We start from the raw sequence: 25867 nt of genomic DNA, 5'->3' as shown, positions 1-25867 counted from the left end.
AGAACGCTCGCTGTGGTCGGTTACTCGGCCTCCTTGAGCACCTCGGCGTCAGCGTATCCGTCGGCATCGTGGAGCACCTCGGACGGGATCCGGCAGCGCGCATGGAAGAACTCAGTTGTTCGCTGTATCGGCGACAAGTGCGAGAGCACGTTGTTATCTATGAGGTACATCTCCTCGTTCATCGGAGCGCTGCCTTCAGTTCGCCGAGGTCACTGGGGCCGATCCGGTTCAGGCAGACGACCCGGCAGAATTCTCGCGTGGGGAGCCGCCGCTCATCGACGGCACGGAGCATTCGTATGGTTAGCTCGCGGCCGCTGTACTTCTTTATAGCGTTGACGGGTTTCGGCTGGCGCGTCGGTTTCGTCTTGTTCCGGGCACGAAACTCCTCTTCGAGCTCGCGCAGGTACCCCGTTGCGGTCAAGGGGGTGAGCCTGCCGAGGCGCATCGCCCTGACCGCCAGAGCACTCGGGGTCACCTTGAACAAGTCGGCTGCGGACTTTACATCGTCGAGGGCTGCGAGAGTTAGTCCTGTCAGTTCGCCTGAAGGCATGAGGATCTCGCCCACGATGTCGTACTCGCGGCCAGCGTCAGAGGCGGTGCTGTTGGCGTCGTAGCTGACGGGCGCGAAGATCCCGCGTGCAACAAGCACAGCCATCAAAACGAGAGTGAAGATCTGCCGGCCGGCCGGTTCCTGAAAGTCGTCGTGGTCCCCGCCTGTCAGGAAGATGTAGGGCACTTTCGAGTCGCGCACGGTCATGCCGCTGAAGTGGACCTCGATGAGCTGGGGCATGAAGCCTCGTACGCTTCGGGATACGAGCACCTGGTTGGCCGCGAGTCGTTCGATGATCAGCTCCAGCGCGGTTTCTTTCTTGCGTGCCTGACGGATCGCATCACGGTCGAGGCCGAGCGCATTAGTCAGTGCCTCGGCGTCTTCCTGCACGCTCGGGCGGGGCTTCTTGAGCAGCCCAACAATCTTGTTCTTTACCAGCGAGGAGTCGTGCTTCCGCGCAAATTCCTGTTTGCGTAGAAGGTCCTTGACGATCAGTTCCACATCGCGCAGCTTCACGGTCGTCCTCGTGTTCACGGTGAACGTGTCGGGCGCAACACCTTGCAGGAGCTTTGTCGTTTTGGTCCGCAGTTGCGCTTTGATGACGGACGGGGGAGCGAAGAACAGCGGGTGCGGGACCTCCGCTTTCCGGGCAAGCGTCAAGAGCTCGGAGTATTGGATCTTCGATGTCTCGAGAGCGTGGATGTACGGTGCCCTCCCGTTCACCACAGAGTTCGCCAGGAGATCAACGAACACCGACCGATCAATCGGCACCGACTCTCCCGCAATGATCACATGCACTGTGAAGCCCCCAAACTTCAGTTCCTATTCGATAGATCAGTCCTTGGTCTATGCCTCCGAAATGTACACCGTGGGAATCGTAAATGTGGACCTACACGCCAAGCCTGAGTTTGGCCGCCACCAGAAACTCAGATCGGCGGTCAAAACTCGTCCAGGTAGTCGGGTACGGGCTCCTTGATTTTGTCCAGAACGATTTGTCGGGCTTCTGCTTCGGCTCGGCGAAGTTCGTCATTCGTTTCGGACTCCAGGGCACGTTCGAGTGCGGCTAGTGCCGATTGGAGCTCGGGCGACCCCGCGTCGTTTCCGCTCCAAAAGTGTGGAGTGAGATGCTGTGAAACCCGGTTCAAAGTGTTCTTGCGGATATCTTCTCTGAAGGTGCGGGCATGCTCGGTGAGCCGTCGCGCCAGCTCGATGTGATGGGCTGCCCACGCGTTCAGGGAGGCCAGAATTCCGAGGAGGTTTTCGAGTTGCTCCTCGCCGAGGTTGCCCACGGCAGCGCACAGCTCGTCTGTGACGTCTCGAGTAAGCCGGTCTCCTGTCACTTTGGTCAGTGCTGATGCGACCTGTCCGGGATCGTCGCTTTCGCACCCGTCGAGGATCCAGGCTGCGACCTCGTGGGGCTTCCCGGACAAGGCGGTGCGGAGGCCGTGATCCCCGGTGCTTCGCAGAAGATGGCGGAGGGAATGGATCCCGGTCATTCCGTCAAGGACCAGCCGCGGATGCGTCGTTGCGATGTCTGTGATCGGCTTCTCGGCCTCCCATGTCCCGACCTGGATGGTACCCAGAAGGTCGAGTACCGCAGCCGCTTGGTCATGGGTGAGGTTCCTGTACCAGTCCCTGGCAGCGCCGCCTGAGGAAATGCGGAGGATGTCATAGATGGTGTTGTCCGTTGCCTTCCCGGCGATCAGGGCCTTGGAAACGGTGATTGGATCCTCGACGAACTGCAAAGCTGTTAGGAATGCCTGCCGAACGCGCTCCGAAGGGTCCTCCACTCCAGCGGTGATCGCCTCAGTGTAGGGGGATCCTAGGTTCGCCCAGGCGAAGAATCCGGCAGCGCGTCCGATAGCCCACCGGACACCTTCACGTTGGGCTGCTGTCCCGGCAACGATCTGGTCGACCAGGGTCTTGTCGGAGGACTGGAGGCAGTCCAAGAGGATTGGTAGACCGGCATCAAGGGGGCCGTCGGAGAGATCAACGATTGCCGCGACGACGTCCGGTAAGCGTTCAGCATGCTGTTTGGCGGCGAGCTGCAGAAGGGTGATGATCTGGTGATTGGGTGTGCTTTCTGACGTGAGGAGGGCTTCCCGCAGTTCCGCGTCAAGTCGGTCTACGCTTGCTTTCGCATCGGCATGCGGGCCCCAGAGCGACTTGGTAAGTCGGAGGAGTCTCTGGTGGGATCGACGCTCGTGCGCTTCAATCCGACGACTGAATTCGGCCTCACTTTCCTCGGAGTGTTTCGATCCGGCAGCCACTTTCTCAACACACTCGCTAAGCGTTGGCGCATCTTTCCCTCGCTGAGGGTCAACGACGATCAACCGTCCGCCGCCGAGCAGGTGATCGCTGAGCTCGTCATCCTCGCGTTGATCGAGCTGATGGAGGAGTGTAAGGGCTGCGTGCATCACTTCCGGCGAGCTGGAGTATCCGGCTGGGGTTTCGACCGCGCGGCACACTGTTCTCCGTATGGCGGGCTTCGTGGTGGATTCGGCTATGGTCCGGAGGGCTTCGATGGTCTGGAGATCGTCATCCGCCCAGGCATTGCGCTGTTCATCGGGAACAGTCGCTCCGAAATAGCCAAGGGGTGGCCGGACGGCATCTTCGAGGAGCCTGACGATTTCAGCGGTGAGCGACAGGTTCTCGTCCTTTGCATATTTCACGCACAAGGCCCGAACAGCATCCCGATGCGGTCGAGCCCACGCCGGATTGACCTGGAATTGGCCCAGCGAAATGGCACGAGGATCCTGTATCTCGCTGGTCGTTCCTTCTTTGGCAAGAAACGGCGCGAGTACCGTCAGTGGCGTGACGGCATCGCGTGGATCCATTTTCTCGAGCCACCGCTCGGCTGTCGCGATGATGCGCTCCGCGTAGGACGGATCGGGAAGCTGATTCACCTTGCAGAGCTGATCGATGATAATTCTCAGGGGGTGATCCAGTGTCGAGTCGACGGGGCGTGAGTCTCGGCGGCCGAGCTCCCAGAGAGCGCCAAGTGCTGTTTCGAGCCATTCAGCACTGTTGGCTGCACAGGCACCGTAGGGGACTGCCAGCCTTCGTTCCACGGCGGTACGATCGATTTCGCCCGTTCCGAACAAGGATGCGATCGCAGCGTCGCCAGGCAGACGCGCCGGTCGTTGACCTGGTTCAAGATCATCGAGTTCATCCAGCCGGTGCCGGATCCTGCCGAGTAGCTCTAGCGTCTTCGCCGGTTGGGTGAGCGGGAGCAATCCGAGATGGCCTGCCAGCGTATAGAGATCTCCGTAGCCGCCATGATCAATAGTGGTCTCGATGCTTGCCCACACGGGATGCATTACCTCGGGGCCGGAGCGATGGATAAGCCGCCATTGGAGGCTTCCTATCGAGGTGTAGAGGTCCTCTCTAGCCACGTCACCGAGGGCGTTCCAGAGCTCCTCAACGAATCCCGTGTCGGTCCCGCCGATCGATGAAACCTGCTCTAGTACCTGATCAGCGAACAGCTCAGGCATGACACGCACCCTGCCGTTCTGTTCAATGACGATGCCGCGGTTACCGAGCTGTTCGCGGAGGCGAAGGTAATCGGACAGCGGGATGCCTGCCAGCCCGACGATCCGGGCCCATACCTCCGGATCGTCGATATTGATCGTGCTAAGCGCTGACAATGTTGCGAGCACTTTTTTGAGGGGTGCGGGGCCGACAGCATCAATGCCTTCAGTCAGAATGTCCCCGTATCGGGCCATGACCTGCTCCCGCAAATCATTGTTGAGGGCCAGACGTCCTGTCAGCTGGCCGCGTCTGATCATGTTCAGCGTCAGGACAGCCATGAACGGTGTATCCCGTGCCTGTCGAGCAAGTGCTTCCAAGAGGGAACGACTGAGGTCGAGCCCGTCGGCAAGAGAAGCCACCAACTCGCGACTTTCAGGCAAGCTAAGTCTTCCGACGGTGATTTCACGGATCTGGTCCTGGCGGAAGCCGATCCTGATCACCTCGTTACGAATGGCCTGCGCTTCCAGACCCCTGACGCCGAGCACGAGCTGTGTTCCAGCGTTCTCCGCGGCGTAGTTGAGAAGAATCGCGAGATCCGCTGGGCTGCGATGAGCATCATCGACCACGATGACCGCCGGTGTCATAGGCAGCAGCTTGATCGCGTCCTTGTCAAGGTCATGTCCGGGGGAGAGCCAGAGCACCTGAACCGGGGGATTCGCTACTTGAAAAGCCTCGAGGCAGCCAATCATGAGACGGGTCTTGCCGACACCGCCGATCCCGTTGACGATGACGATGCGAGGCCAGTCGACGGACCGACCGAGCGCTTCGGATAGCCTTGCCTTTTCCGAGACACGTCCGACACCGGGTCCGAGGTCATTTAGAAGGTCTTCACCCGTACGCCTCCGCTCTGAGACTTCCGAGATACCGAGGAAGGAATCCACCCCAGGAATTTGGACGAAATGGCGGCGGAACGTCTCACCCCAGAACGCGTCGAGGAGCTTGCGCTGCTGGTGTAATGGGAGGCTTTTCACCATCTGGGTCAAGCCGCGTTGGTCCATGATGTCCCAGCCTTCGTGGTTCTTCACTTCTCGCCGCGCCGCTGATGACGCTTCGCCCGAGTACACGATGTAGTACTCGTCAGCGATGAACGTGCAGTCCTTTACGAACTTGCGAACGTCGGCGGCCGTCAGACCGTCGAGGCGCTTGCATTGCCAAGCAGCTGTCGAGCCATCTGTCCAGGTTCCCTCGAAATCGATGCCGTCCTGCTTGTCGCCGCGGCGACCCCATCTCTGAACGCGCTGCACAGGTCGAGACAGCCCAGCTACGAACCTGGTCGCTACAAGAAGATCTTCCGTGAAATCCTCAAACCGGTCCGGAAGCAGGCCGTCCGTGGGGGCCAGATCAGCCCGACGTCCTCCAGGGATCCCAGACTCTTCGTGCTGTTTTGCATTGTGGCTCATGGCCCTATTCTGCATTGATCTTTTCTACCGCTCCGGGGATGACTCACTTCTTCCTGCTGATCGTGTCGATGGTGCTTTGAACTGCGGTGAGGAAGGAGTTGTAGATGCGTCGGAACTTATGCACGCCGAAGTAAGCATCGAATGTGTCATGCCACTCGGCATGGACGTCATCCAGGCGCAGGTGGCTGTCAGGAACAGGACAAGTCATCCGTTCAAGTTACGGCCCGACCGACAGCTTTCTGCGTAGTAAGCACAACCATCGAGGCGCACTCTTGACGCCCCTCGATACGATGAGAACTTGGGGAGGCCGGAACCAAGTTCCTCCGTCAAAGGCCCTCGATCACGGACACGAGGTGGCCCATCAATCACTGCAGTACTGCCTGGGCAGACCTTGAAATTCTGTCTGGGAAAGACCCACCTCCTAGTTAAACAATCACTGACCAGTAATGTGCGGAGACCCATATGCTCAGCAGTCGGTCGCTGAAAGGTATTGCCGCAGTTCAGAGGCACATTTGCCTACCCATCTGACAACGTTGGTAAGCAGCGCAGAAAGTGCGTCTTTGCGCTGAGATGAAGGTGTGCGTCACTACCGGTGCAAATCCGAGCCATCAACTGACAGACATGGTGCGATTAGGGTTGATTCATGATCGTTTGGCTCAATGGCACCCATGGAGTGGGGAAGACCACGACAAGTGCCCTGGTACAACAATTGCTGCCTGACGCACGTGTTTTCGACGCTGAGAAGGTCGGCGAGGTCCTGATGGACATCACGCCGGGGCTCCCGCCGACAGACAATTTCCAGTGCTCCTGGATGACGAGGACCCGTTCCTCTCCGAGCAAAATAATGTCTTCGTAACTGAGCATGGAGCCAGTTCAGCATCAGCGGCCGGGCATCGATAGGGCAGTCTTGGCGTATGTGGAAAACCCGAGCGGTCGCTGGCCAGGGTGTCCTTCGGGCTGAGGTTCAGTGTGCCGACGGTCTCCTGCGCGCTAAAGTGATTACTCGACTGGTCCTGCAGTGATGATGATGCCGTCGACGTCTCCGTCTCGACTTTGTTCCAGCTCGTACACCCGTCCGCAGGCGACGCACTTCTCCTCGAAACTGACGAAGCAGGTTATCTCTCCGCATTCGCAGGAGACGCTCCACATCCCGCACATGGGGCACCATCCTGCACTGACAGGGGTGGATTCCTGCTGAGGCCGCTCCTCCCAGTCCACGTTGCCGTCGGGGCAGTTCGGATTTCCACAGTCCCCAAACTTCATTACTTCAGCGATGTATTCGTCCCAAGACGGGGGAGGCGGCGAGTTTGGGGCAAGGTCTCGGACGTCGATCTTCGGATACGCGCCGTCGGCCCGGGCCCGGGCACCTCCGGTTAGTCCGTTCAGTGCGTACAGAATGCCGTGACTGACTTGAAGGTCTTCGATCTTCCCTACGAACTCGTCGATCATGCCGATACCCAGCGGCTTAGCGTAGTGCTTGCACTCCACGGCGATTGTGACCGTTGTTTGTATCACCTGCCGTTCGACGAAAATGTCAATCTGGCGAGCTACCTTGCTCAGTGCACCGATGCGCTTCACATTGTGCGTCACCGTCGAGTCGTCCATCCTGTCGAGCAGTTCCCTCACGTCTTTCTCGTACCGCTTCCAGACAGGCCCATCTTCGGGCTCGAGTTCGTGTTCATCGTCAGTAGAAGTCATGTGCTGATCTTGCCGGATCCGGGCAACGAAGACCCCTCGAAACACGCGCGAGGTAAGCGGAGCTTTCCCATCCGCAGTAACGCCCGGAGTGCTGAACTCGGCTGCTGCTCAGTGGGGGGCAAGCTACCTGCGCTGACCTTTCGTTCCATTTTTGGCACTCTCGCCCTCGGCGGCGCTCCGGCCAAGGGGGAGAGTGCCGGTGTTCGTCGGCTCCCGGATGAAGCGGACGAACACCCTAGAGCCCACGAGCGGTCAGCCGCGGAATACAGTGTTTGTTACCCAGTTCCCGAGAGCGGCGACGAATCCGGCGGTGTCCGTCGCGTCGAGTGTTGCCAGGGCGACCTTACCGCGACCGGTACTAAGTTCGATCTGGATTTTGGCGAAAACGTCGCGCTCCCAAGGGGCCGTTCTGCGCATGTCGATTTCCGGGCCGATGTAGAGAACGGCGTCACCTTCCACGAACTCTGCGTTGACGGCATAGTCGCGATAGGCCTCGGTGAGGGAGCTCTGAGCCACCGCGGGGTGAATATCGTCGTTAACTGTCGTTCCTGAAAGATCGGAATGGTCGATACGAACACCGAATAGAGTTGCTGGCAGAACAAGGTGGTCCATTAGCCCGGAAACAGGGTCAAGGTCGGCACCGCCACGTGCGTTGACGGATTTCGAAGCGGCTGCCAATTGCTCGAGTCGGTGCAGCAGGTTCCGCGCACCCCACCTCTCGGCAGGGCCGTGATCAGTGTCGAACACGCGAACCATCCAACCAGCGGCCCCGTCAGGAAGAGCTCCAGCCAGGCCCATCTTGGTAGCCCGCGTGATATCCGCAGCCTGCCACACACGGGAGGCCGGCTCGGTGGGGTCGTATCCGGTCGGCAACAGATTCAGCGACTCGGCGCGGGCTGTCGCATCCGCGGCGAGTTCGTCGGCGACCGATAGGCGCTGGGCGCGGGTAAGTGAATTCAGCGTCTGAGGCAGGCCTGCACCGAGCGTATTGATCAGCTCTATTCCAGTCCAAGTCTCCGCGTGTCGGCGGCCGTCAAACGCCGACGCGGTGAAAGTGGGTACATCGGTGGTTCCGCGGGTGGCATCGATGATGGTTTTTAGACGGGCTTCAGCCTCGTCGTAGACGTCCAGCCACGCTGCGGCATCCCACATCGACTCCGAGACTCGGGTTAGGTCTTCGGCTATCCGAGAGGCTTGAGTGGCGTCGGTAAAGGTGGTGACCTTGGCGCTGCGAGAGTCGGCGTACTCGCCGGGCCAGGTTGCGAGGACGGTGACTTTGCCCTGAGTCGGCAGGCAGCTGTAAAGCGTCATGATGGTTCTCCAAAATGGGGTTCGATTGGCGGACCGCTGCTACCGTTCCTCGGCATCTCGCGCAAATGGTTGGCTAGGCACGAGGTAAGCAGCGCGAGTCGCGCTAAGGATGATGAGAGAGCCGGTAGCTTCGCGGCTCCACCGCAACGCCAATCCGTTGTTACACAGAATAGCCTTGCTCTGCGACAGACCGCCACCGTGACACGCAAAACAGCTTCTTGTGGACGTGACAGCGACGAACCGCATCAGCGCGTCGAGGCGTGTCGTAGACTTCTTGACCTAACGCCCCGGTGACCATTCGAGTTTCATGGCTTGGACTCCCGGGGCGACAGTCTTTTTCTGACATACTGAGTGGTTGATTCGAAACCCACCTCATAACTCAACATTGTCCAGCCGAGGCTTGCTCAGGTGCCCAATCTTGAGCCTCGGGCATCCCTGCGGCGGGTTGCGTAATCCGTCCAGGTTCACTTCTAGAGTGTCTTCATGACCGGTCACATGTATGCCTGGCTCCCTGAGCGCCATCTCGGGATCGCCGCGACTCTCTCGCACGCCGACGAGCTAATCGGACAAGTCGCAGATCTGCTTTTCGACTACCAGACCCAACCAAGTGGTGTATTCCAACTGGCGGAGGTTGTCAATGGCCAATAGTTAGTGCCCGCGGACGGCCATCTGCCGGGCGAGATTCTGGTCCGCACTGGAGACCCGGGCCTATCTAAGCCCTGGCCTGAATGCTGTGCCCACCTCAAGAGCTTTGCGCGCTTCTGTTGCGGTAGGACCTGAAGGCCCCTAGGTAGCTGGTGTCGAAGACAGCAATCTTGCAGTCGAGTGGCCTCCTTTGCTGCGGGCTTCTCAAGACCTCTTGCTGGAGGCCCATCGAAGCGGGCATTCGGTGATCGTCCCGGGTTCGCTGGCCGAGCTCAGGCCAGGGCTACAGCGCTTCGACGATGCACGTCTACGACCCAACTGGCCTGTCACTCGTCGGGGACAACTCCGGGCCACCGCCAGTCGCCCTCGATCGAGTGCGCTACTTAGTATCCTCGCTCGAGACCGCTCCCGGCGGCCATTTCCCGGAGAGCAAAGAAGTCGGAGAACGGCTAGGCATGACCCAGCGACTAGCGCAATTGTGCCTCGACAGAATCGTGATCCATGGCTGAACGACGCGTAACAGGATTCCCCGCGCAACCGCGGCTGGCGGACTTCCGCCGCCCATAGCGATGTTTCACTTCCTTGGCTCTCCCGGGGTCGGACGGAACTCCGGCAACATGCGTCGTTTGTGCAGGTCAGGCGTCGTCGGGTGCCGCTCTGGCCTGGGCCGCAGGTGAGGTCCACGTGATTACACCCGTCGGCGTGCGGCTGGACGGGCAAGGGCCGCCGCCTGGAATTTGAGCTTCCAGGCGGCCATTCTTGTCCGGGGTGTTTGGTGCTTGACGGAATGATGTAGACCGGAGGATCGTGACACTTCCGAGGTGAGAAAGGTGAGCCTTCGGGGGTACGAGAACGAATCGGTGGATCAAAGGAGGACCCTTGGGACTGGCTTGACACGCAATGCCGTCACGGTCACTGGAGTCAAAAGTGCTGGGTTTGGCCGGGTTTAGGATTGGCTGGACAGTAACGCAGACCGCAGCGGTCACCGACAAGCTCCTCGACTACCGCTACTGCACCATGCTGGCCACCAGCGCCCCAAGTGAAGTCCCGGCCATCGCAGGCGTGCAATCAGCGCCCGCTCTTCTGAATAGAGCCAACGGCCTCGTGCGGACCAATGCCGGGGCCCTTGCCGCATTTGATGCCTCCACTCCAGGCTGGGACTGGGTCCCCACAGTAGGTGGCACTTGCGCCTATCCATGGCTGACAGGCTCGGGCTCACAAGCCTTCTCAGAATGGCTTCTTGAGCATCACGGAATACTCCTCGCCTCAGACGTCATGTTCCAGCACACCGGGCAGCACCTACGCTTTGGCTTGGGGCGAGGACAGTTCCAGGATGGAATTGCCGCTCTCGAGCAAGCCTGGCCGGAGTGGAAAGGCGCAAGTGCTGGGGCGCTGCCTGCGCATTCGTCCGGCTGGACGGGCCGTAGGAAAGTGACGAAAGATGGAACCCAAGGATTGAACGGTTGACTAAACCGGAGGTCAGAGTCAGACCCCGATGACAAGTTGCATGAGAACCTGCATGGCCCCAGGGCTGGCCGTTTCTTGGCAGGTTGAACATTTGGACCGGAAGGATCCCACCGTGAGGCATATTGGGCACGCTGGAAGTGGGTAGTCGTTGTCGCTTTCGAACGAACAGCAGCCCTCAACGGTTCACTGCGTGTTTACTTGTAGCGAGAATCCTCCAACAAGTATTGCTTGCCCTTGACCCACTCGTGGACCATGCGGGGGAGAACTCTCATTGTGGCTCCTGCTTGCATCTTTCTTGCGGGCGAAGGTTCACTTCCGATCCCATTTCGCCAATCACGAAACGCTGCTACCTGACGGATCCGACCGGGCCAGCACTCGGCGGAGGCATCCATCTGTCCGTTCTCGACGTGCTCCTCGTGGAGGGCCAAGAGCACTACTGCCAAGATGTCTCTTAGCTTGGTGACGCAGTCTTCGCTCATTTCTGCCCATTTTAAGAGGGGGGAAGGCCTAAAGTGCGCAGTTCTGTCCCAAAGGTCGATGAGTTGGTTAGGCAGTTCAGAGCCGGAGGCGATCAATCGGTGAACTGAATCTATCGCTGAGGATTGGGATTCCGTGAAGCTCGAATCTGCAGTGCGGATGGCCCGCCAAACGTAGCCATCGTGGTTGGGCCCCCGTTAGCAGTCCAGCGTCTATGCGATAGCTAATAGGTTTTCTTGCGTCCAGTTTTCCCAGTAGCGTTTCGGCGTCATGCCGTCCAGGGATCCGTGGGGCCGTTCATGATTGTAGATAGCTTTCCATTCCTCGGCCAAATACTTCGCTTCGGCCATGCTGTCCATGATTTCTCCGGAGAGTTGTTCCCTTCTGAATTGGGCGTTGAAGGATTCGATGAAGCCGTTCTGCCAGGGTGATCCCGGGTCGATGAATGCGGTGTCGACCCCGGCGGTGTCGCACCAGCTGACCAGTGCCTCAGCAGTGAACTCGGGCCCGTTGTCGCACCGGACGTAGGCCGGGGCGGTGCCGGTTTCGGCGATGATGTTCTCCAGCACCGCGACCACGTCGGCGGCTTTGAATGACCGGCGCGGGATGATGGCCAGTGCGGTGCGGGTGTATTCGTCGATGACGTTGAAGAACCGGATGTGCCGGCCGCAGGAGGTCACGTCGGACTGGAAGTCGAAGCTGACCACGTGCATCGGGTACTCGGCTGTGAGGCGTTTCTGCTCCCCGGCTCCGGGCCCGGTGCGGCGCTTCTTCCGCGCCTTGGGTTTGCAGGTCAGCCCTTCGTCGCGCCAGAGCCGGCGCACCCGCTTCCTGTTCAGTGCCACGCCGTCCCACTCGGGCCGTGCCAGCAGGTGCCAGCGGGCTTTCCGCCAGCCCCAAGCGGGGTGCTTCACGGCGACGGCGCGCAGGGCTGCGCGGAGCTGCATTTCCTCGAAGCCCATGCCGGGTTTCTTCTTGCGGAACGCGGACCGGTTCTGGCCCAGGACCGCGCAGACGAAGCGTTCGGATGCCCCGAACTTCTCCACCGCCATGCGCACGGCACGGCGGCGGGGTTCGGGGCTCAGAATTTTCCCTTGGCCACCTCATTGAGGATGTCGATGGCCAGTTCCTTCTCCGCCAGCAGGCGCTTGAGGCGGGCGTTTTCCTTCTCCAGCTCCTTCGTCCGTTTGGACGCCTCGGCGTTCTTCTCGGACCCGTACTGGTTCAGCCATCGGTACCAGGTCGCCTCGGTGACCTGAAGCTCCTTGATGACCTCGACCATCGGGCGTCCGTCGTTGAGCATCTTCTGGCCCTGCCGGACTTTGGCGATGACCTGCTCGGGGGTGTGTCTGCGTGCCATGATTCGTGAATTTCCTCCTGTGTCCATTCTCGGACACGAAACTCACACAGACACTGGACTTCTACCTGGGGACCCAACCAATCGGAAGGGCCAAAGGTACCTTCGGTGCGAATGTAGGACCAAGGGTTCTCCAATTTGCTGAAAAGGCGGGAATCAACTGGGGCGCGCTCGTAGCCCACCGCCCTCGTCGTGATCAAGACGGAGGTTGTTGGGTACTGAGCGGCTTTACGACGCCCCTTTCCAGCTTCAGTCTCTCGACTTCTAGATCCAACCGGGTTCGAGTCACACGAATTGAGGCGATTGCGCGCACGCCTTCCCGGCGCTAGAGCTGAGAGCCACCAAGTATCTCCCCTCTCTTGAGGGGTTGTTGCGGGACGACGAAGAAAACCCGGAGAAGGCTTTGACTCCCGCACAGCGGCGGGATATCAAGCGAGCCAAGATCGATCTCAAGATGGTGCAGCGGGAATCCGACCCGAAAACGAAGTTCGACCTCTTCCAACGCCTCAATTCCTTCGGTTCCAAGCTGTCAAATCAGGAGATCCGAAACGCGCAGCTCGTCCGCGTCAACCCCGACCTTGAGCGAGACCACGTTCTGGGACGTTCGTCAGTACCTTGCGAGTTCTTCCGATACGTCGAGGTCGTAGTCGGAAATGGTCTTTACGAACCAGTCTTCGCCGGTGTCTACTGGAAACTTACCTTCCATCCTCAGGCCTACGCATGCAAAGTGTGCAAGCTGGAGCTGTATGCAACAGACGAGCTCAGCGAAGGCCACCTGCCCGCATCCAGCTATGACATCTCAGAGGAAGACCTGGGCGAAGAATCCTACAACAAGCTCATCGAATCAATCGAGTTCGACCACGAAAACCTATAGCGTGATTGACCGCCGCCCTGCAGCTTGTCGGTGTAGCCGCCTGTAACCGTGCTGCCCCAGCCTTTTCAGAAGCTGCTCAGTGGGTCGGGCCCTTAAGATGCCTTCTATCGCCGAGATCACCGGTGGGAAGTTCCGACACCTCTCGGACCTTGCGTCCATCTGCAGCGGCGTCCCGTCGACCGCGAAAGACTGTGTTGTTGCGCAGGGTTTTCGAGATTGACGCTGACAACACCGTCTCCAACTTGGTGACGTTATTCCATTTACTGGATAACCTACGTGCAACCGCACTTGATAAGCGGGGCAACGGTGACCGGTCCGAGAGGGCCGGGCCAGCAGCGCCGAAGGTCCGGCCTGCTCGCGCGGATCGTAGGCGGGTCCCTCGATCTGCTGATGGTTGTGGCCGGGCTATCAAAGCTCGATGTTGCTGAGAGAGATCGGAGTTGGGGGATGGCAACCGGAACCGAGGCTGGACTACTGGAGAGTCCGAAGCCGCAGTCGGTCTACAAGCACGGGATCCTGGCGCAGTACGTCATCAGGTTCGCAACGATGACGGCCAGCAAGCTGACGCCTAAGCGGGCGGTACTCTTCGACGGCTTTGCTGGCAGGGGCCGCTTTGACACCGGCGAGGCAGGATCCGCCGAGCGCATGATGATCGCTGCTCAGAAGGCCAAGAATTCCACGACGATCGACCTCTTCCTGGTGGAGAGGAACCGCGAGGACTTTGTGTCTCTCGACAAGGTGGCCGATGAGTACCGTAACCGTGGTATCCATGTTGACAGCCGCAATGGGGACTGTGGGCAGCACCTCGACGAGGTCAGACGGCTCGCCGCCGGCGCGAGCCTGTTCGTTTTCCTTGACCCCTGCGGCGCGGGGCTGCCTATGGATTCGATCAAGGAGGTACTCCATAAACGAGGTTCTTGGCCTCGCACGGAGGTTCTGCTGAACTTCAACGCTGACCTCATTCGCCGTGCTGGCGGACAACTGAAGAAGGGGCAGCTCGGCCTTGGAGGCGTCGCCAAAGCGGACTCAGTGTGCGGGGGCGAGTGGTGGCGTGACGTGGCATTGCAAGCGCACAAGGATTCTGGCGGGACCTCCTGGGAGGCGGCCGCGGACGCCGTCGCGCACGAGTACGCCCGACGACTCGCGGCGGGCACTAACTATGGCAGCGTCGTCGCGCCGGTGCGACGGCAGGTTCACCACCAGCCCGTGTACTACTTGATTTTCCTCACCCAGGCTCCGCACGGTTTCTGGGTCTTCGGGGCTGCCGCTGCAAAGGCACGGGAAGAATGGATCGACTGCCTCGGACCGGACCCCGATGAACGCCAGGGCATGCTCTGGGACACTGTCGCAGATCAGTTCGAACGTGAACACGACTCGGCGATCAAACACATCACCGACAACCTGCGTTCTTTGGTGTCGGACCGTCGGCCGAAGGCGGTAGTCGAACATGTCCAGGAGGTCTATGGCGATCTCTACGGCGAGGCCAAGGAGACTGCCTTCTCGGCCGCACTACGCGCGCTCGTGAAGTCAGGCGAGATCGAGTTCGCCACCAAAGGAGCCAAGCCCCATCAACACGTCATTCGCAAGACCGCTGGCTAGGCTGACGCTGCTGCCAGCTGCGGCATATCGTCCCAGGTGCGGCCGTCGAGTTCGCGTCCGTTGGCCTTTGGCGTCCGCCCGCCCCACTGCTTGAAGAAGAACGCCACCTCGGCTTCAAGGCACTGGTCGCGGATGTCCTCGGCCCATGTCGGGTCCATGGGTCGTGCGCGCGGACCGGACTCGCCGCCGACGATCACCCAGTCGATGCTTTCAAGGTTCAGTGTCGGCAATGCTGTGATGAGCGGTTCGCAGGACAGGAATCGTGTCGCGGCCGGTGTCGCTCGAAGGTGGTCGATGCGGTCGACGACATCCGAGGACTCGACCGAAACCCCCATCCACAGGTTGTCAGGCCAGTCGAGCTTGTCGGCAACCCTCGCCATGCGGTGTGCCCGCTTCGTGAGCACCTGGTACGTGTGCTGAGGAGTTTCGCGGATGACATCGAAGATGTCGCGAATGAACTCGAGTGGAACCTTGGCATGGAACAGGTCGCTCATCGAGTTCACAAAGACGAGTTTGGGCGTCCGCCACCTCAAGGGCTGCGTCAGCGCTGCAGGGTGAATAGTGACCCCGAATCCAGGACCAGAGGTCCGAGGGTCGCCGTCGTTCTGGTACTTCTCCGCTCCCATCGCCTTCAGACGCTTTGCGAGGGCAAGTGCGTAGCAGTTGTCGCATCCTGCAGCGACCCGATCGCAGCCCGTGGTGGGGTTCCAGGTCACCTCAGTCCACTCAATAGCGCTCTTCGTAGACACAATCTCACCCCTTTCCATCTTCACTGCGGTTACCCATGCAGCAATGCGCCTCAATAGGGTTGCTGATCGCCGCGCGAACCGCGGGTAATCGGCCGGCGCATGGATTTGAATCCTGGCCCGATCATCTCACGGCCCGAGCGGCTTCGCACGACGCAGCCGCGCGTGCCGAGATACGGGCGCGTTCTGCCTTGAGAGCCCACGTCCCTGCCCGCTAAGTGTTTGTGAGACCAGAAGCAGACAGCGTTCATTCCGGCAGGCAATGAAGGGCCATACCGGAGGATGAAGGCTTCTTTCTAATAGGTGAGACGTCATGCTGGCCGGACCTTCCTTTGGAGGGTCAGTTGTCTGCTTGGCGACTAAGTTGCGCCGCGGTTCGATTCATAGCGCTCTCATTTTTTCGGCGGGTGAGCTTGTACAGCCAGTTCGGTACTTGAGGGGTTGTGCGCCGAAGGTCAAAGAGACGTTCCTGCCATACGAGGAGGTCCTGAGGCTCGATGGATTGATCACTCCGATTGAACCGCTTGGTGATCGTAGCCGCCAGGTCGGCCCTATCGCGTGCCGCTTTCCAGGTGTTCAGGACGTATTCGGTTACGTCGAGGAACGCCGGCAGCACAGGGAAAAGGGCCCCCAGTAGGAAGTTAGCCAAGGTGATGCCGCTAAGACTCGCCCAAGTGATGAGGGCGATGAGCCAAAGACCCGCGGCGACGGCCCAGACCGTAACCGTCGTGCGGATGAGTCTGTCGGTGTAAGAAGCGTTGCTGCGCTGAGCAATAGCAATGGTCGTGACGCCTGAGCTTGCAATGTCGACGGTGTACCAGTCGAGCAACTTCTCCGCCTTCGCTACCTCTCTCAGGGGCCTTTTGTCGTCGGCAAGAAGGGCGATGTCCTCGAGCGATGGTCGTTCCGAGCGGTCGATTGATTCGGGCATCCCGAACAGGTACTGGTCGAGTTCCTCTTGGACGCATGCAGCTTTGACCATAGTGCGGGCTTCGAGCCAGGAGAGAATGGTGCGGCCAGCGAAGAGCCACACGCCAGTAATCGCGGCGATCGTAACGGCAGCAGGTGGAGCGAGCAGAGAGATGAACGGCCCTCCAACGCCAATGACAAGGAGGCCGATCCACCGCAGTCCCTGCCAGCGCTTTGCGTGGTTGTAAAGCCGACGCTGTGCGACGAGCAGCCGTAGGGCATGGTCATCATTCTGTCTTTTATTTATCGTCTCGCTTGACGGCGACTGGTAGTCCTGGCTGTTCATGGCGAGGTCAGAGGTTGAAGAGCAGTTTCAGCTGCTCGATGGCCTTCTCGTGATTGCCTTCCTTTTCGTAGTCCCTTGCCTTGCCAGCTCGGGACACGGCGGTTTCCAGCTTCGACAGGGCATCTGTCTTCTTGGTTTCGGAGGATGTGGCGGTGAAGCGGGAGCCCAGGCCTGTGGGGTCATTCATGGCAGCGAGATCGGCATCGAGAATCTTTTTCAACGCAAGATGCAGATCGATCACCGGCACGTAACTGGACTCGCCCTCGAGGTGCTTTGCAGCTCGCATCTCGAGGTAGCAGGAGGAGACTGGAACCGTTCGCCGGTATTTCCAGATCTTCATCTGGCGCGCCAACTTCTTCGCGGCACCGTCATGTTTCTTGTTGACGTCGTTGACGTACTCATTGTGATCCGTGGGGAAAGTTTTCATCCACCCGCCCGTCGGGTCGGGAATCCAGTAACCGCTGTCGGAGTAAAACCCCGGCACCACCTCGACATCACCGTCGCTGAAACGGCAGACTACGGCCGGCTGACGGACAACGATCGTCGTGGTCGGATACCGCGCCTGCAAGGCGGCCTTCACGTTGTTTAAGGTGGTCCACTGCGACTCGGGACGTGTCCCCTTGAGCGACACTAGGTAGTCGGCGTCGCTATGGGTCCAAATGCCGGTGCCGTGACGAAGCGAACCGATCTCGAACATGCCAAAGATCCCCAAGGCAGCATCCAGTTTCTCCTCTATGGCTGCCCGATGCTTGCGAGCACCGTTGAACTGGGTGGCAGAGGGCACCCATGTAGCCGTCGTCGTGTTCAGCCAAGCGGTGGCGGTTTGGGTCATAACACGCTCTTCTCTTTGTTGGGCGGCGGCGATGGATCACTTGCCAAAAGCTTACGTGCAACCACGGGCTCCGACGCGGTGGCAGCGTACATCCGAGTACAAACAAATCGCGAAACGCTACCTCGAGCCACACACGGCTGGGACTCGGCAAGCAGGGGAGATTCTGCCTTGGAGGGACCCACCTCATAAGTCAACAATCACTGGCGCCAACTGCAGCGTCATCCTGGGCGCACTCCTGCTGGCTGCGCGCAGCCTGCGCCTCAACCGGGCGTTCACCTGGGCCCTCTGCCTCGTGGGGCTCGGCCTGTTCGTCCTGATGGTTGGCCCGGACTCCAGCGTCCTGCGCGCCGCCGTGATGGGCGCCATTGGGCTCGCGGCCCTGGCCGGCGGCCGGCCCGGGCGGGGCTTGAGCCTCCTGTGCCTTGCCGTGACCGGACTCGTGCTGGCACAACCCGGGCTTGCCACCAGCTTCGGATTCCTGCTCTCCGTGCTTGCGACCCTCGGCATCGTGGTGACGGGCCGGCCGATCATGGCGTGGTTCCCGGCAGCAGTGCCGCGCTGGGCGGCCGCGGGTGTCGCGGTTCCGCTGTCCGCGCAGGCATTCTGCGGGCCGGTGATCGTCCTGCTGCAGCCGCAGTTGCCGGCCTATGCCCTGCCGGCCAACATCGCCGCCGCCGTCCTCGTTGCCCCGGTCACGCTGCTGGGGACCGCGGCCGTGCCGCTGGTGCCGCTCGCCCCGGACCTCGCAGCCGTGCCGCTGGCCGTCGCTGCCGCCTTCGCCAACGGGGTGGGAGGAATCGCCCGCTTTTTCGCCGGCCTGCCCGGCGCCGTCCTGCCATGGCCGGAAGGGGCATTTGGCGCTGCCACGATGACACTCTTCTCCGCCTCCGCCCTGGCCGCCTGCTGGCTGGCCTTCCACCCGGCCCGCACGGTCGGGCTGGCCCTCGCGGCGCATGAGCGGACGGTGGCCCTGCTCAACCGGATGCCGCCGCGCGGTGAGGGCCGGCGGGTACCGCGGGGACGGCGCCGGCCCGGCTTGGTGCACCGCCCAGGCCGTGGCAGGCTTAGAGTCTGCACACAATCTTCCGGGAGGAAACCTCAGTGGCTGCTGCCCAGACCCCACGCGCCCGGCCCGCGGCATCGAACACCGCCACCTGGCGCGATGTGACCGCGGCCGCCGTCGTGCTGGTCGGCGGGCCGGAAGACTACCTGGGTTCCCGCGCCATGGACCGCATCCGGGCGCAGGTCCGCGCCGCAGCCCCCGACGTCGAAGTCACCCGGCTCAATGCCGGCAACTACGAGCCGGGCTCCCTTGCCATGAACGTCAGCCCGTCCCTCTTCGGCGAGCAGAAGCTCATTGAGGTGGAAGGGCTGGAGGGCATGAACGACGCCTTCCTGGCCGACGGACTGAAGTACCTCGCCCGGCCCGAGTCCGACGCCGTGCTGGTCCTCCGCCATAGCGGCGGCGTGCGCGGCAAGAAACTCCTGGACGCCATCAAAGCCGGCGGATGGCCTGTGGTCGACTGCCAGCCCCTGAAGAAGGACGCGGACAAGATCGCCTTCGTGACGAACGAGTTCAAGGCCGCGTCCCGGCGCATCGAACCCGACGCCGTGCACGCCCTGGTCAACGCCGTCGGCGCCCACCTGGCCGAATTGGCGGCCGCCTGCAGCCAACTGATCGCCGATGCCGCCACTGCGGTGGACTCCGCCATGGTGGACCGGTACTACGGCGGCCGGGTGGAGGCCACCGCCTTCAAAGTGGCCGACGCCGCGATGGCCGGGAACGCTCCGCTGGCTCTTTCCACCCTCCGGCACGCCCTCGATACGGGGGCGGACCCGGTTCCGCTTGTGGCCGCGCTGGCCTCGAAGCTGCGCACCCTGGCCAAGGTGGCCGGCGCCCAGGGATCATCGTCCCAGATTGCCAAGCAACTGGGCATGCAGCCCTGGCTGGTCGAGCAGGCGCAGCGGGAGGTCCGGCGCTGGACCCCTGAGGGTCTCGTCCGGTCCATCCAGGTGACCGCCGAGGCTGACGCCCAGGTCAAAGGCCTGTCCCGGGACCCGGTCTACGCCGTCGAACACGCCGTAACGGTGATTGCGACGTCGGCGCGCCGCTGACGCTGGTCCTGCAGCGCCGGTTCCGGTGCCCCGCCTGGCGGGCGACGCAGCATGCCAGTGTGCGGCTTAACTGGAAGTGGCCGGCACCCGAGGGTGCCGGCCACAATCATCAGTTCAAGTGAACTGGAAAGCTTTAGAGCGCGTTGACCTTCTTGGAGATGGCCGACTTGCGGTTTGCGGCGTTGTTCTTGTGGAGAACGCCCTTGCTGACAGCCTTGTCCAGCTTGCGGCTGGCAGAAAGCAGTGCGGCAGCCGCAGCATCCTTGTCGGTGGACTCAACGGCGGTGTTGACGGCGCGGATGGCCGTCTTCAGCTCGGACTTGACTGCGTTGTTGCGCAGGCGAGCCTTCTCGTTGGTGAGGATGCGCTTCTTCTGGGACTTGATATTAGCCACGTGTGAACTCTCTTTTTCAATGCGGAAAATGGTCTAGAGGGCTTTCAGATTGGCCATTGACTGAGCGGCGTGGGGATACCTATGGCGACCAACCATCTGTGGCCGTCGACCTGCACGGACACACAGCTGTCAATAGTAGCAGAGACGCCGGCAGGGTGGCGATTGAGCCGCCGGTCAGCGCCAGCCGTGGCGTGTCTGCAGGGCGGCAGCGACGACGCTGAAGCTTCCGGCGTCGAGGATGGCGCCCTCGCGCCGGACGTCCTGCGGGTTGATCTGCAGGATGCGGTCCAGTTTCGCTTCACTGGGGCGCCATTGCCGGTCCCAGGGGCCGGTGCCGATGTCAACGTAGTCGTCTGCCCGGCGCGGGTCGCCGTCGTGGTCCTTGCTGGTCAGCATGAGGCCCAGCAGAAAGCGGCCGCTGGTGCCCACGAGCAGCACCGGGCGGTCCTTGCCCCGTGAGTGGTCCTCTTCATACGGCACCCAGGTCCAGACGACTTCGCCCGGTTCGGGTCGGCCGTTGGGGGAGGGGGCGTAGCTGACTTTTGCTGTTCCGCGGAAGTCTCCGGGGTAGGTGCCGGTCAGGCCGGCGGCGGGGCGTTGCCCGGACTTCGCTGTTGTGCCGGCCGGCCTGGCCCGGCCGGAGCTGCCGGGCGCGGAGCCGGTGCGCCCCTCCAGGAAGCGCAGAGTACTGCGGACTGCATTGCCGATCGAGCGTAAGTTCCAAGCCATGGGGAAACCATACCGGCACCACGCCCAGGCAGGCAGCGGGGCGGCAGCAGGGCAGCGGCCGAGGGGGCCGCGCTTCCCGGCGTGCCTCGAGGGTGAGAATTGTCGCGGGAATTCAGTGCAGCCGTTGAAGACGGGGATGCACTTCCGCGGGTCCGGACGTGGGAGACTATAGGTTCAGCTATGCGGCACGTCGCAGGATGGGAAACCAGCCCCAGCGCCGGTCCGTGGAAAAAGCCAACAGTAAGGACCCTGCGTGTCTCCCATGGCCCGCACCGCCCCGGTGCCCGCCGCAACAGATCCGGCCATCATCCGGAACTTCTGCATCATTGCGCACATTGACCACGGCAAATCCACACTGGCCGACCGGATGCTCCAGTACACCGGCGTTGTCCAGTCCCGTGACATGAAGGCCCAGTACCTGGACCGCATGGACATTGAGCGCGAACGCGGCATCACCATCAAGTCCCAGGCAGTCCGTATGCCCTGGGAGCTCGACGGCATCAGCTACGCGCTGAACATGATCGACACTCCCGGACACGTCGACTTCACCTACGAGGTCTCCCGCTCGCTCGCGGCCTGCGAAGGCGCGGTGCTGCTCGTGGACGCGGCCCAGGGCATCGAGGCGCAGACCCTCGCCAACCTCTACCTGGCGATGGAAAACAACCTCACGATCATCCCGGTCCTGAATAAAATCGACCTCCCGGCCGCCCAGCCCGGGAAGTACGCCGCGGAACTTGCCAACCTGATCGGCGGCGACCCCGACGACGTGCTCCGCGTCTCCGGCAAGACCGGCATGGGCGTCGAGGTTCTGCTGGACAAGATCGTCCGCGACCTGCCTGCCCCCATGGGCGACCCCAACGCGCCCGCCCGGGCCATGATCTTCGACTCTGTCTACGACACCTACCGCGGTGTGGTCACCTACGTCCGCGTGGTCGACGGCATGCTGCATCCCCGCGAACGCATCCAGATGATGTCCACCCGTGCCACGCACGAACTCCTCGAGATCGGTGTCAGCTCCCCGGAGCCCACCCCCTCCAAGGGCCTCGGCGTCGGCGAAGTGGGCTACCTCATCACCGGTGTCAAGGACGTCCGCCTGTCCAAGGTGGGCGACACCGTCACCAACCTGGCCAAGCCCGCCACCGAATCCCTCCCCGGCTATGCCGATGCCAAGCCGATGGTGTTCTCCGGACTGTATCCCCTGGACGGCACGGACTATCCGGTGCTCCGCGATGCGCTGGAGAAACTGATGCTCAACGACGCGGCGCTGGTCTATGAGCCCGAGACGTCCGCGGCGCTGGGCTTTGGTTTCCGGGTCGGCTTCCTGGGCCTGCTGCACCTGGAAATCACCCGTGAGCGGCTCGAACGCGAATACAACCTGGACCTGATCTCCACCGCCCCGAACGTGGAATACGAGGTGACGCTGGAGGACAAGAAGGTCGTCCACGTCACGAACCCCAGCGAGTACCCCAGCGGCAAGATCGCTGAGGTCCGCGAGCCGATGGTTTCCGCCACCATCCTTGCGCCGAACGAGTTTGTCGGCGCCATCATGGAGCTGTGCCAAAGCCGGCGCGGCGTCATGGGCGGCATGGACTATCTCTCGGAGGACCGGGTGGAAATCCGGTACCGCCTGCCGCTGGCCGAAATCGTCTTCGACTTCTTTGACATCCTTAAGTCCAAGACCCGCGGCTACGGCTCGCTGGACTGGAAGGCCGACGGCGAGCAGGTGGCCGACCTGGTCAAGGTGGACATCATGCTCCAGGGCGAGCAGGTGGACGCTTTCAGTGCCATCACCCACCGTGACAAGGCCTACGCCTACGGTGTGATGATGACGGGCAAGCTGCGCGAACTGATTCCCCGCCAGCAGTTCGAGGTCCCCATCCAGGCGGCCATCGGCTCCCGGATCATCGCCCGAGAGAGCATCCGGGCCATTCGCAAGGATGTCCTGGCCAAGTGCTACGGCGGTGACATCACCCGGAAGCGCAAACTGCTGGAGAAGCAGAAGGAAGGCAAGAAGCGCATGAAGATGGTGGGACGCGTCGAGGTCCCGCAGGAAGCCTTCATCGCCGCCCTCACCACGGACGAGTCCAAGGACAAGGCCAAGAAGTAACGGTGCCGGAAATGACTGTTGCAGTTCTCCAGGCGGGCCGGGCCCGTGCCTAGCGCGCTGCCGCTGGGCGACCCGGCGCCGCCGGACGGGCTGCTGCCCGGCCAGGCGCTGGAGGGCGCCGCGGCCCGCGCCTTCGGGCTGTACGTGCACATCCCGTTCTGTGCCGTGCGCTGCGGCTACTGCGATTTCAACACCTACACCGCCACGGAGCTCGGCGGCGGGGCCTCGCAGGACGCCTACGCCGGCACCGCCGTCGCGGAAGTGGACTTTGCCGCCGCCGTGCTCCGGGACAGCGGCCTGCCGCCACGACCGCTCAGCACCGTCTTTTTCGGCGGCGGAACACCGACTCTGCTCCCCGCTGAGGACCTGGCCCGCATTCTCACCACCGCCCTCGGGGCGTGGGGCCTCGAGCCGGGCGCCGAGGTCACCACGGAGGCGAACCCGGACTCGGTCACGCCCGAATCCCTGCAGCTGCTGGCTGACGCCGGTTTCACCAGGGTGTCCTTCGGCATGCAGTCTGCGGTGCCGCATGTCCTTAAGGTGCTGGACCGCACCCACACCCCCAGCCGGGTGCCCCAGGCCGTCGGGTGGGCCCGGGCGGCCGGCCTCGACGTCAGCCTTGACCTGATCTATGGAACGCCGGGGGAGTCGCTGGCGGACTGGCGCTACTCGCTGGAGACTGCCCTGTCGTACGAGCCGGACCACATCAGCGCCTACGCGCTGATCGTCGAGGAGGGCACCAAGCTTGCCGCGCAGATCCGCCGCGGCGAGGTGCCGGGAATCGACGACGACGACCACGCGGCCAAATATGAACTCGCCGATGAACTCATCTCCGCCGCGGGGCTGTCCTGGTACGAGGTCAGCAACTGGTCCCGCAGCCCGGAGCAGGCCTGCCGCCACAACCTCGCCTACTGGCGGGGCGACGACTGGTGGGGGATCGGCCCCGGCGCGCACTCCCACGTGGGCGGCGTGCGCTGGTGGAACGTCAAGCACCCCACCGCCTACGCCAACCGCCTGGGTTCCCGGCTCTCGCCGGCGGCCGGCCGGGAGACCCTTGACTCCGAGACCCGCAACGTGGAGCGCGTCATGCTCGAAACCCGGCTGAACTCGGGGCTGGAAATAGCCAGCCTGGGCGGACTGGGGGACACCGGACGGCACGCCGTCGCCGGACTCATCGCGGACGGCCTCGTTGACTCCGTGGCGGCCTTCCGCGGCACCCTCGTCCTGACGCTCAAGGGCCGGCTGCTCGCGGACGCCGTGGTCCGCAGGATCCTGCCGGACTGACCCCGCCTGCCGGCCTGCCGTGACCCGGCCCCGGCAGGGCAGCTCAGGGCAGGAGCTGCCGCGCTACTTGATCCAGCGGAGGTTGAACTCGTAGCGGTGCGGCTGGCCGCGGTTGACGTGGATGCCGGCCGCGACCGAGAAGCACGTCACGGCAATCCAGATGACCGTGGCCAGGACGGCGAAAATGTTGCCCACCACCGGCACGAAGACCAGCAGGTTGCACAGCACAGCAGCAATCGTGGGGGGCAGCGTGAAGTTGAGGGCTTCCTTGGACTCCTGCGCCGTGAACGGCCCGCGGTCCTTGAAGATCAGGTAAATCAGCAGCGAGGGAACACAGCCCAGGATGCCGCCGAAGTGGGCCAGCGTGGCCCACTGCCGGTCCTCGTTCGCCGTGAGCGGCAGCGCATTTGCGGGAACGCCATGGTACGGGGGCTGGCCATGGCCGGCCTGGTTGCCGTTGTGTTCGCGTGCGTCATCTGCCACGGTGTCGTCCTTCGGATTGCGGGTGGTGCGTTGGTGCCTGCAGGTGCCAGGGCTGCGCCGGGAGCGCAGCCGCCGTACCAAGAATACTTGCTCGGGCACGGAATCACGGATCGGCCCGCTGGCAGGGACGCCCGGCAGCCCCGGTCAGGGAACGGTGAGGAAGTCGATGACCTCTTCCACCCGGCCCAGCAGGGAGGGCTCCAGATCGGCATAGTTGCGGACCGCGCCGAGAAGCTTTTGCCAGCCCAGGCCGATGTCCTCCTTGGTGCTGTGCGGCCAGCCGAAGGCCGTCAGGATCCCGGTCTTCCAGTCCACCCCGCGGGGGATCACCGGCCACTTCTCGATTCCCAGGACGGCGGGCCGGATCGCCTGCCAGACGTCCACGTAGGGGTGGCCGACGATCAGGACGTTCCCGGCCGCGCCGGGGGTGGCCATCACAGCCGCGGCGATCCTGGATTCCTTGGAGTCGGGCACCAGGTGGTCCACCAGCACGCCCAGCCGGCGCCCGGGGCCGGGCCGGAAAGCCGCCACCGCGCCGGCGAGGTCGTCAATGCCGTGCAGAGGCTCGACGACGATGCCCTCCACCCGGAGGTCGTCACCCCAGACCTTCTCGACGAGTTCGGCGTCGTGCTTTCCTTCCACCCAGATCCGGCTCGCTTTGGCGACCTGGGCGCGCTGGCCCTCCACCCGGACGGAGCCGGACGCTGTTCTGGTGCCAGCGGCGGCTGCGGCGGACCGGGGCGCCGGCGGCATGAGCCGGATCGGCCGGCCCTCCAGCAGGAAGCCGAAACCGAGGCGGAAGGACCGGGACTTGCCGCGGCGGTCTTCAAGGGCCACCACATGCATCCCGCCGGACTTCTCCACGCGGGTGACGGCACCCACCCAACCGGACTGCACATCTTCGAGGACCATTCCGCGCTCCACGGGCACTTCAGGCAGCTGGGCCTTGGCGGGGGCGGACAGGTCCTGGGGGCCCCAGTTCTGGTACGACATCGGATACACACTGCTTTGCG

At 62.4% G+C, this 25867-nt stretch carries 21 protein-coding genes; 7 read left to right on the top strand and 14 right to left on the bottom strand.

Annotation, left to right across the window (positions count from 1 at the left end; translation table 11 throughout):
* Positions 1–20 precede the first annotated feature (20 nt).
* The 6 genes from ACZY0Y_RS08385 to ACZY0Y_RS08360 all read right to left on the bottom strand — a co-directional run bounded on the left by ACZY0Y_RS08385 (position 21) and on the right by ACZY0Y_RS08360 (position 8490).
* Positions 21–170, bottom strand: a complete 150-nt coding sequence (locus ACZY0Y_RS08385; protein WP_463957387.1) for a hypothetical protein — start codon at positions 168–170, stop codon at positions 21–23.
* Positions 171–178: 8 nt separating this feature from the next.
* The gene (locus tag ACZY0Y_RS08380; protein WP_463957386.1) at positions 179–1342 is read right to left on the bottom strand and encodes a DNA-binding protein; all 1164 of its coding nucleotides are present in this window, start codon (positions 1340–1342) and stop codon (positions 179–181) included.
* Positions 1343–1488: 146 nt separating this feature from the next.
* Positions 1489–5481, bottom strand: coding sequence for a hypothetical protein (locus ACZY0Y_RS08375; protein ID WP_463957385.1), 3993 nt, complete (start codon positions 5479–5481; stop codon positions 1489–1491).
* A 43-nt stretch (positions 5482–5524) separates the two neighbouring features.
* A complete protein-coding gene (locus ACZY0Y_RS08370; protein ID WP_463957384.1) occupies positions 5525–5689 on the bottom strand; it encodes a hypothetical protein in 165 nt (54 codons plus the stop codon).
* 791 nt (positions 5690–6480) lie between these two features.
* The gene (locus tag ACZY0Y_RS08365; protein WP_463957383.1) at positions 6481–7179 is read right to left on the bottom strand and encodes a restriction endonuclease; all 699 of its coding nucleotides are present in this window, start codon (positions 7177–7179) and stop codon (positions 6481–6483) included.
* 252 nt (positions 7180–7431) lie between these two features.
* A complete protein-coding gene (locus ACZY0Y_RS08360) occupies positions 7432–8490 on the bottom strand; it encodes a hypothetical protein (protein WP_463957382.1) in 1059 nt (352 codons plus the stop codon).
* Positions 8491–8973: 483 nt separating this feature from the next.
* On the opposite strand from ACZY0Y_RS08360, the gene ACZY0Y_RS08355 reads away from it, so the two are divergent.
* Entirely contained in the window at positions 8974–9138 is a 165-nt protein-coding gene (locus ACZY0Y_RS08355; protein WP_463957381.1) for a hypothetical protein, read from the top strand.
* A 2153-nt stretch (positions 9139–11291) separates the two neighbouring features.
* On the opposite strand, the gene ACZY0Y_RS08350 is transcribed toward ACZY0Y_RS08355, so the two are convergent.
* Positions 11292–12439, bottom strand: a protein-coding gene (locus ACZY0Y_RS08350; RefSeq protein WP_463957380.1) for an IS3 family transposase whose coding sequence is annotated in 2 segments (ribosomal slippage) — positions 11292–12166 and positions 12166–12439 — 1149 coding nt in all. Because the reading frame shifts where the segments join, the coding sequence is not laid out codon by codon here.
* A gap of 367 nt (positions 12440–12806) precedes the next feature.
* Here ACZY0Y_RS08350 and ACZY0Y_RS08345 point away from each other — a divergent pair.
* Together ACZY0Y_RS08345 and tcmP are read left to right on the top strand one after the other, a co-directional pair.
* Positions 12807–13310, top strand: coding sequence for a hypothetical protein (locus ACZY0Y_RS08345; RefSeq protein ID WP_463957379.1), 504 nt, complete (start codon positions 12807–12809; stop codon positions 13308–13310).
* Between the two features lie 447 nt (positions 13311–13757).
* Entirely contained in the window at positions 13758–14909 is a 1152-nt protein-coding gene (tcmP, locus tag ACZY0Y_RS08340) for a three-Cys-motif partner protein TcmP (RefSeq protein WP_463957378.1), read from the top strand.
* Here tcmP and ACZY0Y_RS08335 read toward each other — a convergent pair.
* From ACZY0Y_RS08335 to ACZY0Y_RS08325, 3 genes are all read right to left on the bottom strand, one after another.
* Positions 14906–15658 (bottom strand): DUF5131 family protein, encoded by a 753-nt coding sequence (locus ACZY0Y_RS08335; protein ID WP_463957377.1) that lies wholly within the window; start codon positions 15656–15658, stop codon positions 14906–14908. The genes tcmP and ACZY0Y_RS08335 overlap by 4 nt on opposite strands.
* A gap of 337 nt (positions 15659–15995) precedes the next feature.
* Positions 15996–16910 carry an S-4TM family putative pore-forming effector gene (locus ACZY0Y_RS08330; protein ID WP_463957376.1) on the bottom strand — a complete coding sequence of 305 codons (915 nt, stop codon included), beginning with the start codon at positions 16908–16910 and terminating at the stop codon, positions 15996–15998.
* A gap of 7 nt (positions 16911–16917) precedes the next feature.
* Positions 16918–17742, bottom strand: coding sequence for an SMODS domain-containing nucleotidyltransferase (locus ACZY0Y_RS08325; RefSeq protein ID WP_463957375.1), 825 nt, complete (start codon positions 17740–17742; stop codon positions 16918–16920).
* Between ACZY0Y_RS08325 and ACZY0Y_RS08320 the strand changes: the two genes are divergently transcribed.
* Both ACZY0Y_RS08320 and holA read left to right on the top strand, forming a co-directional pair.
* Positions 17645–18910: a ComEC/Rec2 family competence protein gene (locus ACZY0Y_RS08320; RefSeq protein ID WP_463957374.1), complete on the top strand. Its 1266-nt coding sequence runs from the start codon at positions 17645–17647 to the stop codon at positions 18908–18910. The genes ACZY0Y_RS08325 and ACZY0Y_RS08320 overlap by 98 nt on opposite strands.
* Positions 18844–19857, top strand: coding sequence for a DNA polymerase III subunit delta (holA, locus tag ACZY0Y_RS08315; RefSeq protein ID WP_463957373.1), 1014 nt, complete (start codon positions 18844–18846; stop codon positions 19855–19857). The genes ACZY0Y_RS08320 and holA overlap by 67 nt, the downstream gene beginning before the upstream one ends.
* A gap of 133 nt (positions 19858–19990) precedes the next feature.
* Here the strand turns inward: holA and rpsT are convergent, their stop codons facing one another.
* Both rpsT and ACZY0Y_RS08305 read right to left on the bottom strand, forming a co-directional pair.
* A complete protein-coding gene (gene rpsT, locus ACZY0Y_RS08310) occupies positions 19991–20251 on the bottom strand; it encodes a 30S ribosomal protein S20 (protein WP_024365662.1) in 261 nt (86 codons plus the stop codon).
* A 174-nt stretch (positions 20252–20425) separates the two neighbouring features.
* The gene (locus ACZY0Y_RS08305; RefSeq protein ID WP_463884616.1) at positions 20426–20980 is read right to left on the bottom strand and encodes a type II toxin-antitoxin system PemK/MazF family toxin; all 555 of its coding nucleotides are present in this window, start codon (positions 20978–20980) and stop codon (positions 20426–20428) included.
* A 253-nt stretch (positions 20981–21233) separates the two neighbouring features.
* On the opposite strand from ACZY0Y_RS08305, the gene lepA reads away from it, so the two are divergent.
* Both lepA and hemW read left to right on the top strand, forming a co-directional pair.
* Positions 21234–23087 (top strand): translation elongation factor 4, encoded by a 1854-nt coding sequence (gene lepA, locus ACZY0Y_RS08300; protein WP_463884618.1) that lies wholly within the window; start codon positions 21234–21236, stop codon positions 23085–23087.
* 45 nt (positions 23088–23132) lie between these two features.
* Complete coding sequence (hemW, locus tag ACZY0Y_RS08295; RefSeq protein WP_463957372.1) at positions 23133–24371, top strand: radical SAM family heme chaperone HemW; 1239 nt, start codon at positions 23133–23135, stop codon at positions 24369–24371.
* 63 nt (positions 24372–24434) lie between these two features.
* On the opposite strand, the gene ACZY0Y_RS08290 is transcribed toward hemW, so the two are convergent.
* Positions 24435–24854 (bottom strand): DUF4870 domain-containing protein, encoded by a 420-nt coding sequence (locus tag ACZY0Y_RS08290; protein WP_463884620.1) that lies wholly within the window; start codon positions 24852–24854, stop codon positions 24435–24437.
* Positions 24855–24998: 144 nt separating this feature from the next.
* Positions 24999–25847, bottom strand: a complete 849-nt coding sequence (locus ACZY0Y_RS08285; RefSeq protein WP_463957371.1) for a DUF3097 family protein — start codon at positions 25845–25847, stop codon at positions 24999–25001.
* Positions 25848–25867 lie beyond the last annotated feature (20 nt).

The organism is Pseudarthrobacter kochi (assembly GCF_055412805.1).
The sequence above is the reverse complement of the archived record's forward strand: the minus strand, read 5'-3'. Positions and strand labels throughout refer to the sequence as shown.

Bases quoted from the DNA above. Each gene is read 5' to 3' on its own strand.
- ACZY0Y_RS08385 (WP_463957387.1), bottom strand. From the start codon at position 170: ATGTACCTCATAGATAACAACGTGCTCTCGCACTTGTCGCCGATACAG.
- ACZY0Y_RS08375 (WP_463957385.1), bottom strand. From the start codon at position 5,481: ATGAGCCACAATGCAAAACAGCACGAAGAGTCTGGGATCCCTGGAGGA.
- ACZY0Y_RS08370 (WP_463957384.1), bottom strand. From the start codon at position 5,689: ATGACTTGTCCTGTTCCTGACAGCCACCTGCGCCTGGATGACGTCCAT.
- ACZY0Y_RS08365 (WP_463957383.1), bottom strand. From the start codon at position 7,179: ATGACTTCTACTGACGATGAACACGAACTCGAGCCCGAAGATGGGCCT.
- ACZY0Y_RS08360 (WP_463957382.1), bottom strand. From the start codon at position 8,490: ATGACGCTTTACAGCTGCCTGCCGACTCAGGGCAAAGTCACCGTCCTC.
- ACZY0Y_RS08355 (WP_463957381.1), top strand. From the start codon at position 8,974: ATGACCGGTCACATGTATGCCTGGCTCCCTGAGCGCCATCTCGGGATC.
- tcmP (WP_463957378.1), top strand. From the start codon at position 13,758: ATGGCAACCGGAACCGAGGCTGGACTACTGGAGAGTCCGAAGCCGCAG.
- ACZY0Y_RS08330 (WP_463957376.1), bottom strand. From the start codon at position 16,910: ATGAACAGCCAGGACTACCAGTCGCCGTCAAGCGAGACGATAAATAAA.
- ACZY0Y_RS08320 (WP_463957374.1), top strand. From the start codon at position 17,645: ATGGCTGCCCGATGCTTGCGAGCACCGTTGAACTGGGTGGCAGAGGGC.
- ACZY0Y_RS08325 (WP_463957375.1), bottom strand. From the start codon at position 17,742: ATGACCCAAACCGCCACCGCTTGGCTGAACACGACGACGGCTACATGG.
- ACZY0Y_RS08305 (WP_463884616.1), bottom strand. From the start codon at position 20,980: ATGGCTTGGAACTTACGCTCGATCGGCAATGCAGTCCGCAGTACTCTG.
- ACZY0Y_RS08285 (WP_463957371.1), bottom strand. From the start codon at position 25,847: ATGTCGTACCAGAACTGGGGCCCCCAGGACCTGTCCGCCCCCGCCAAG.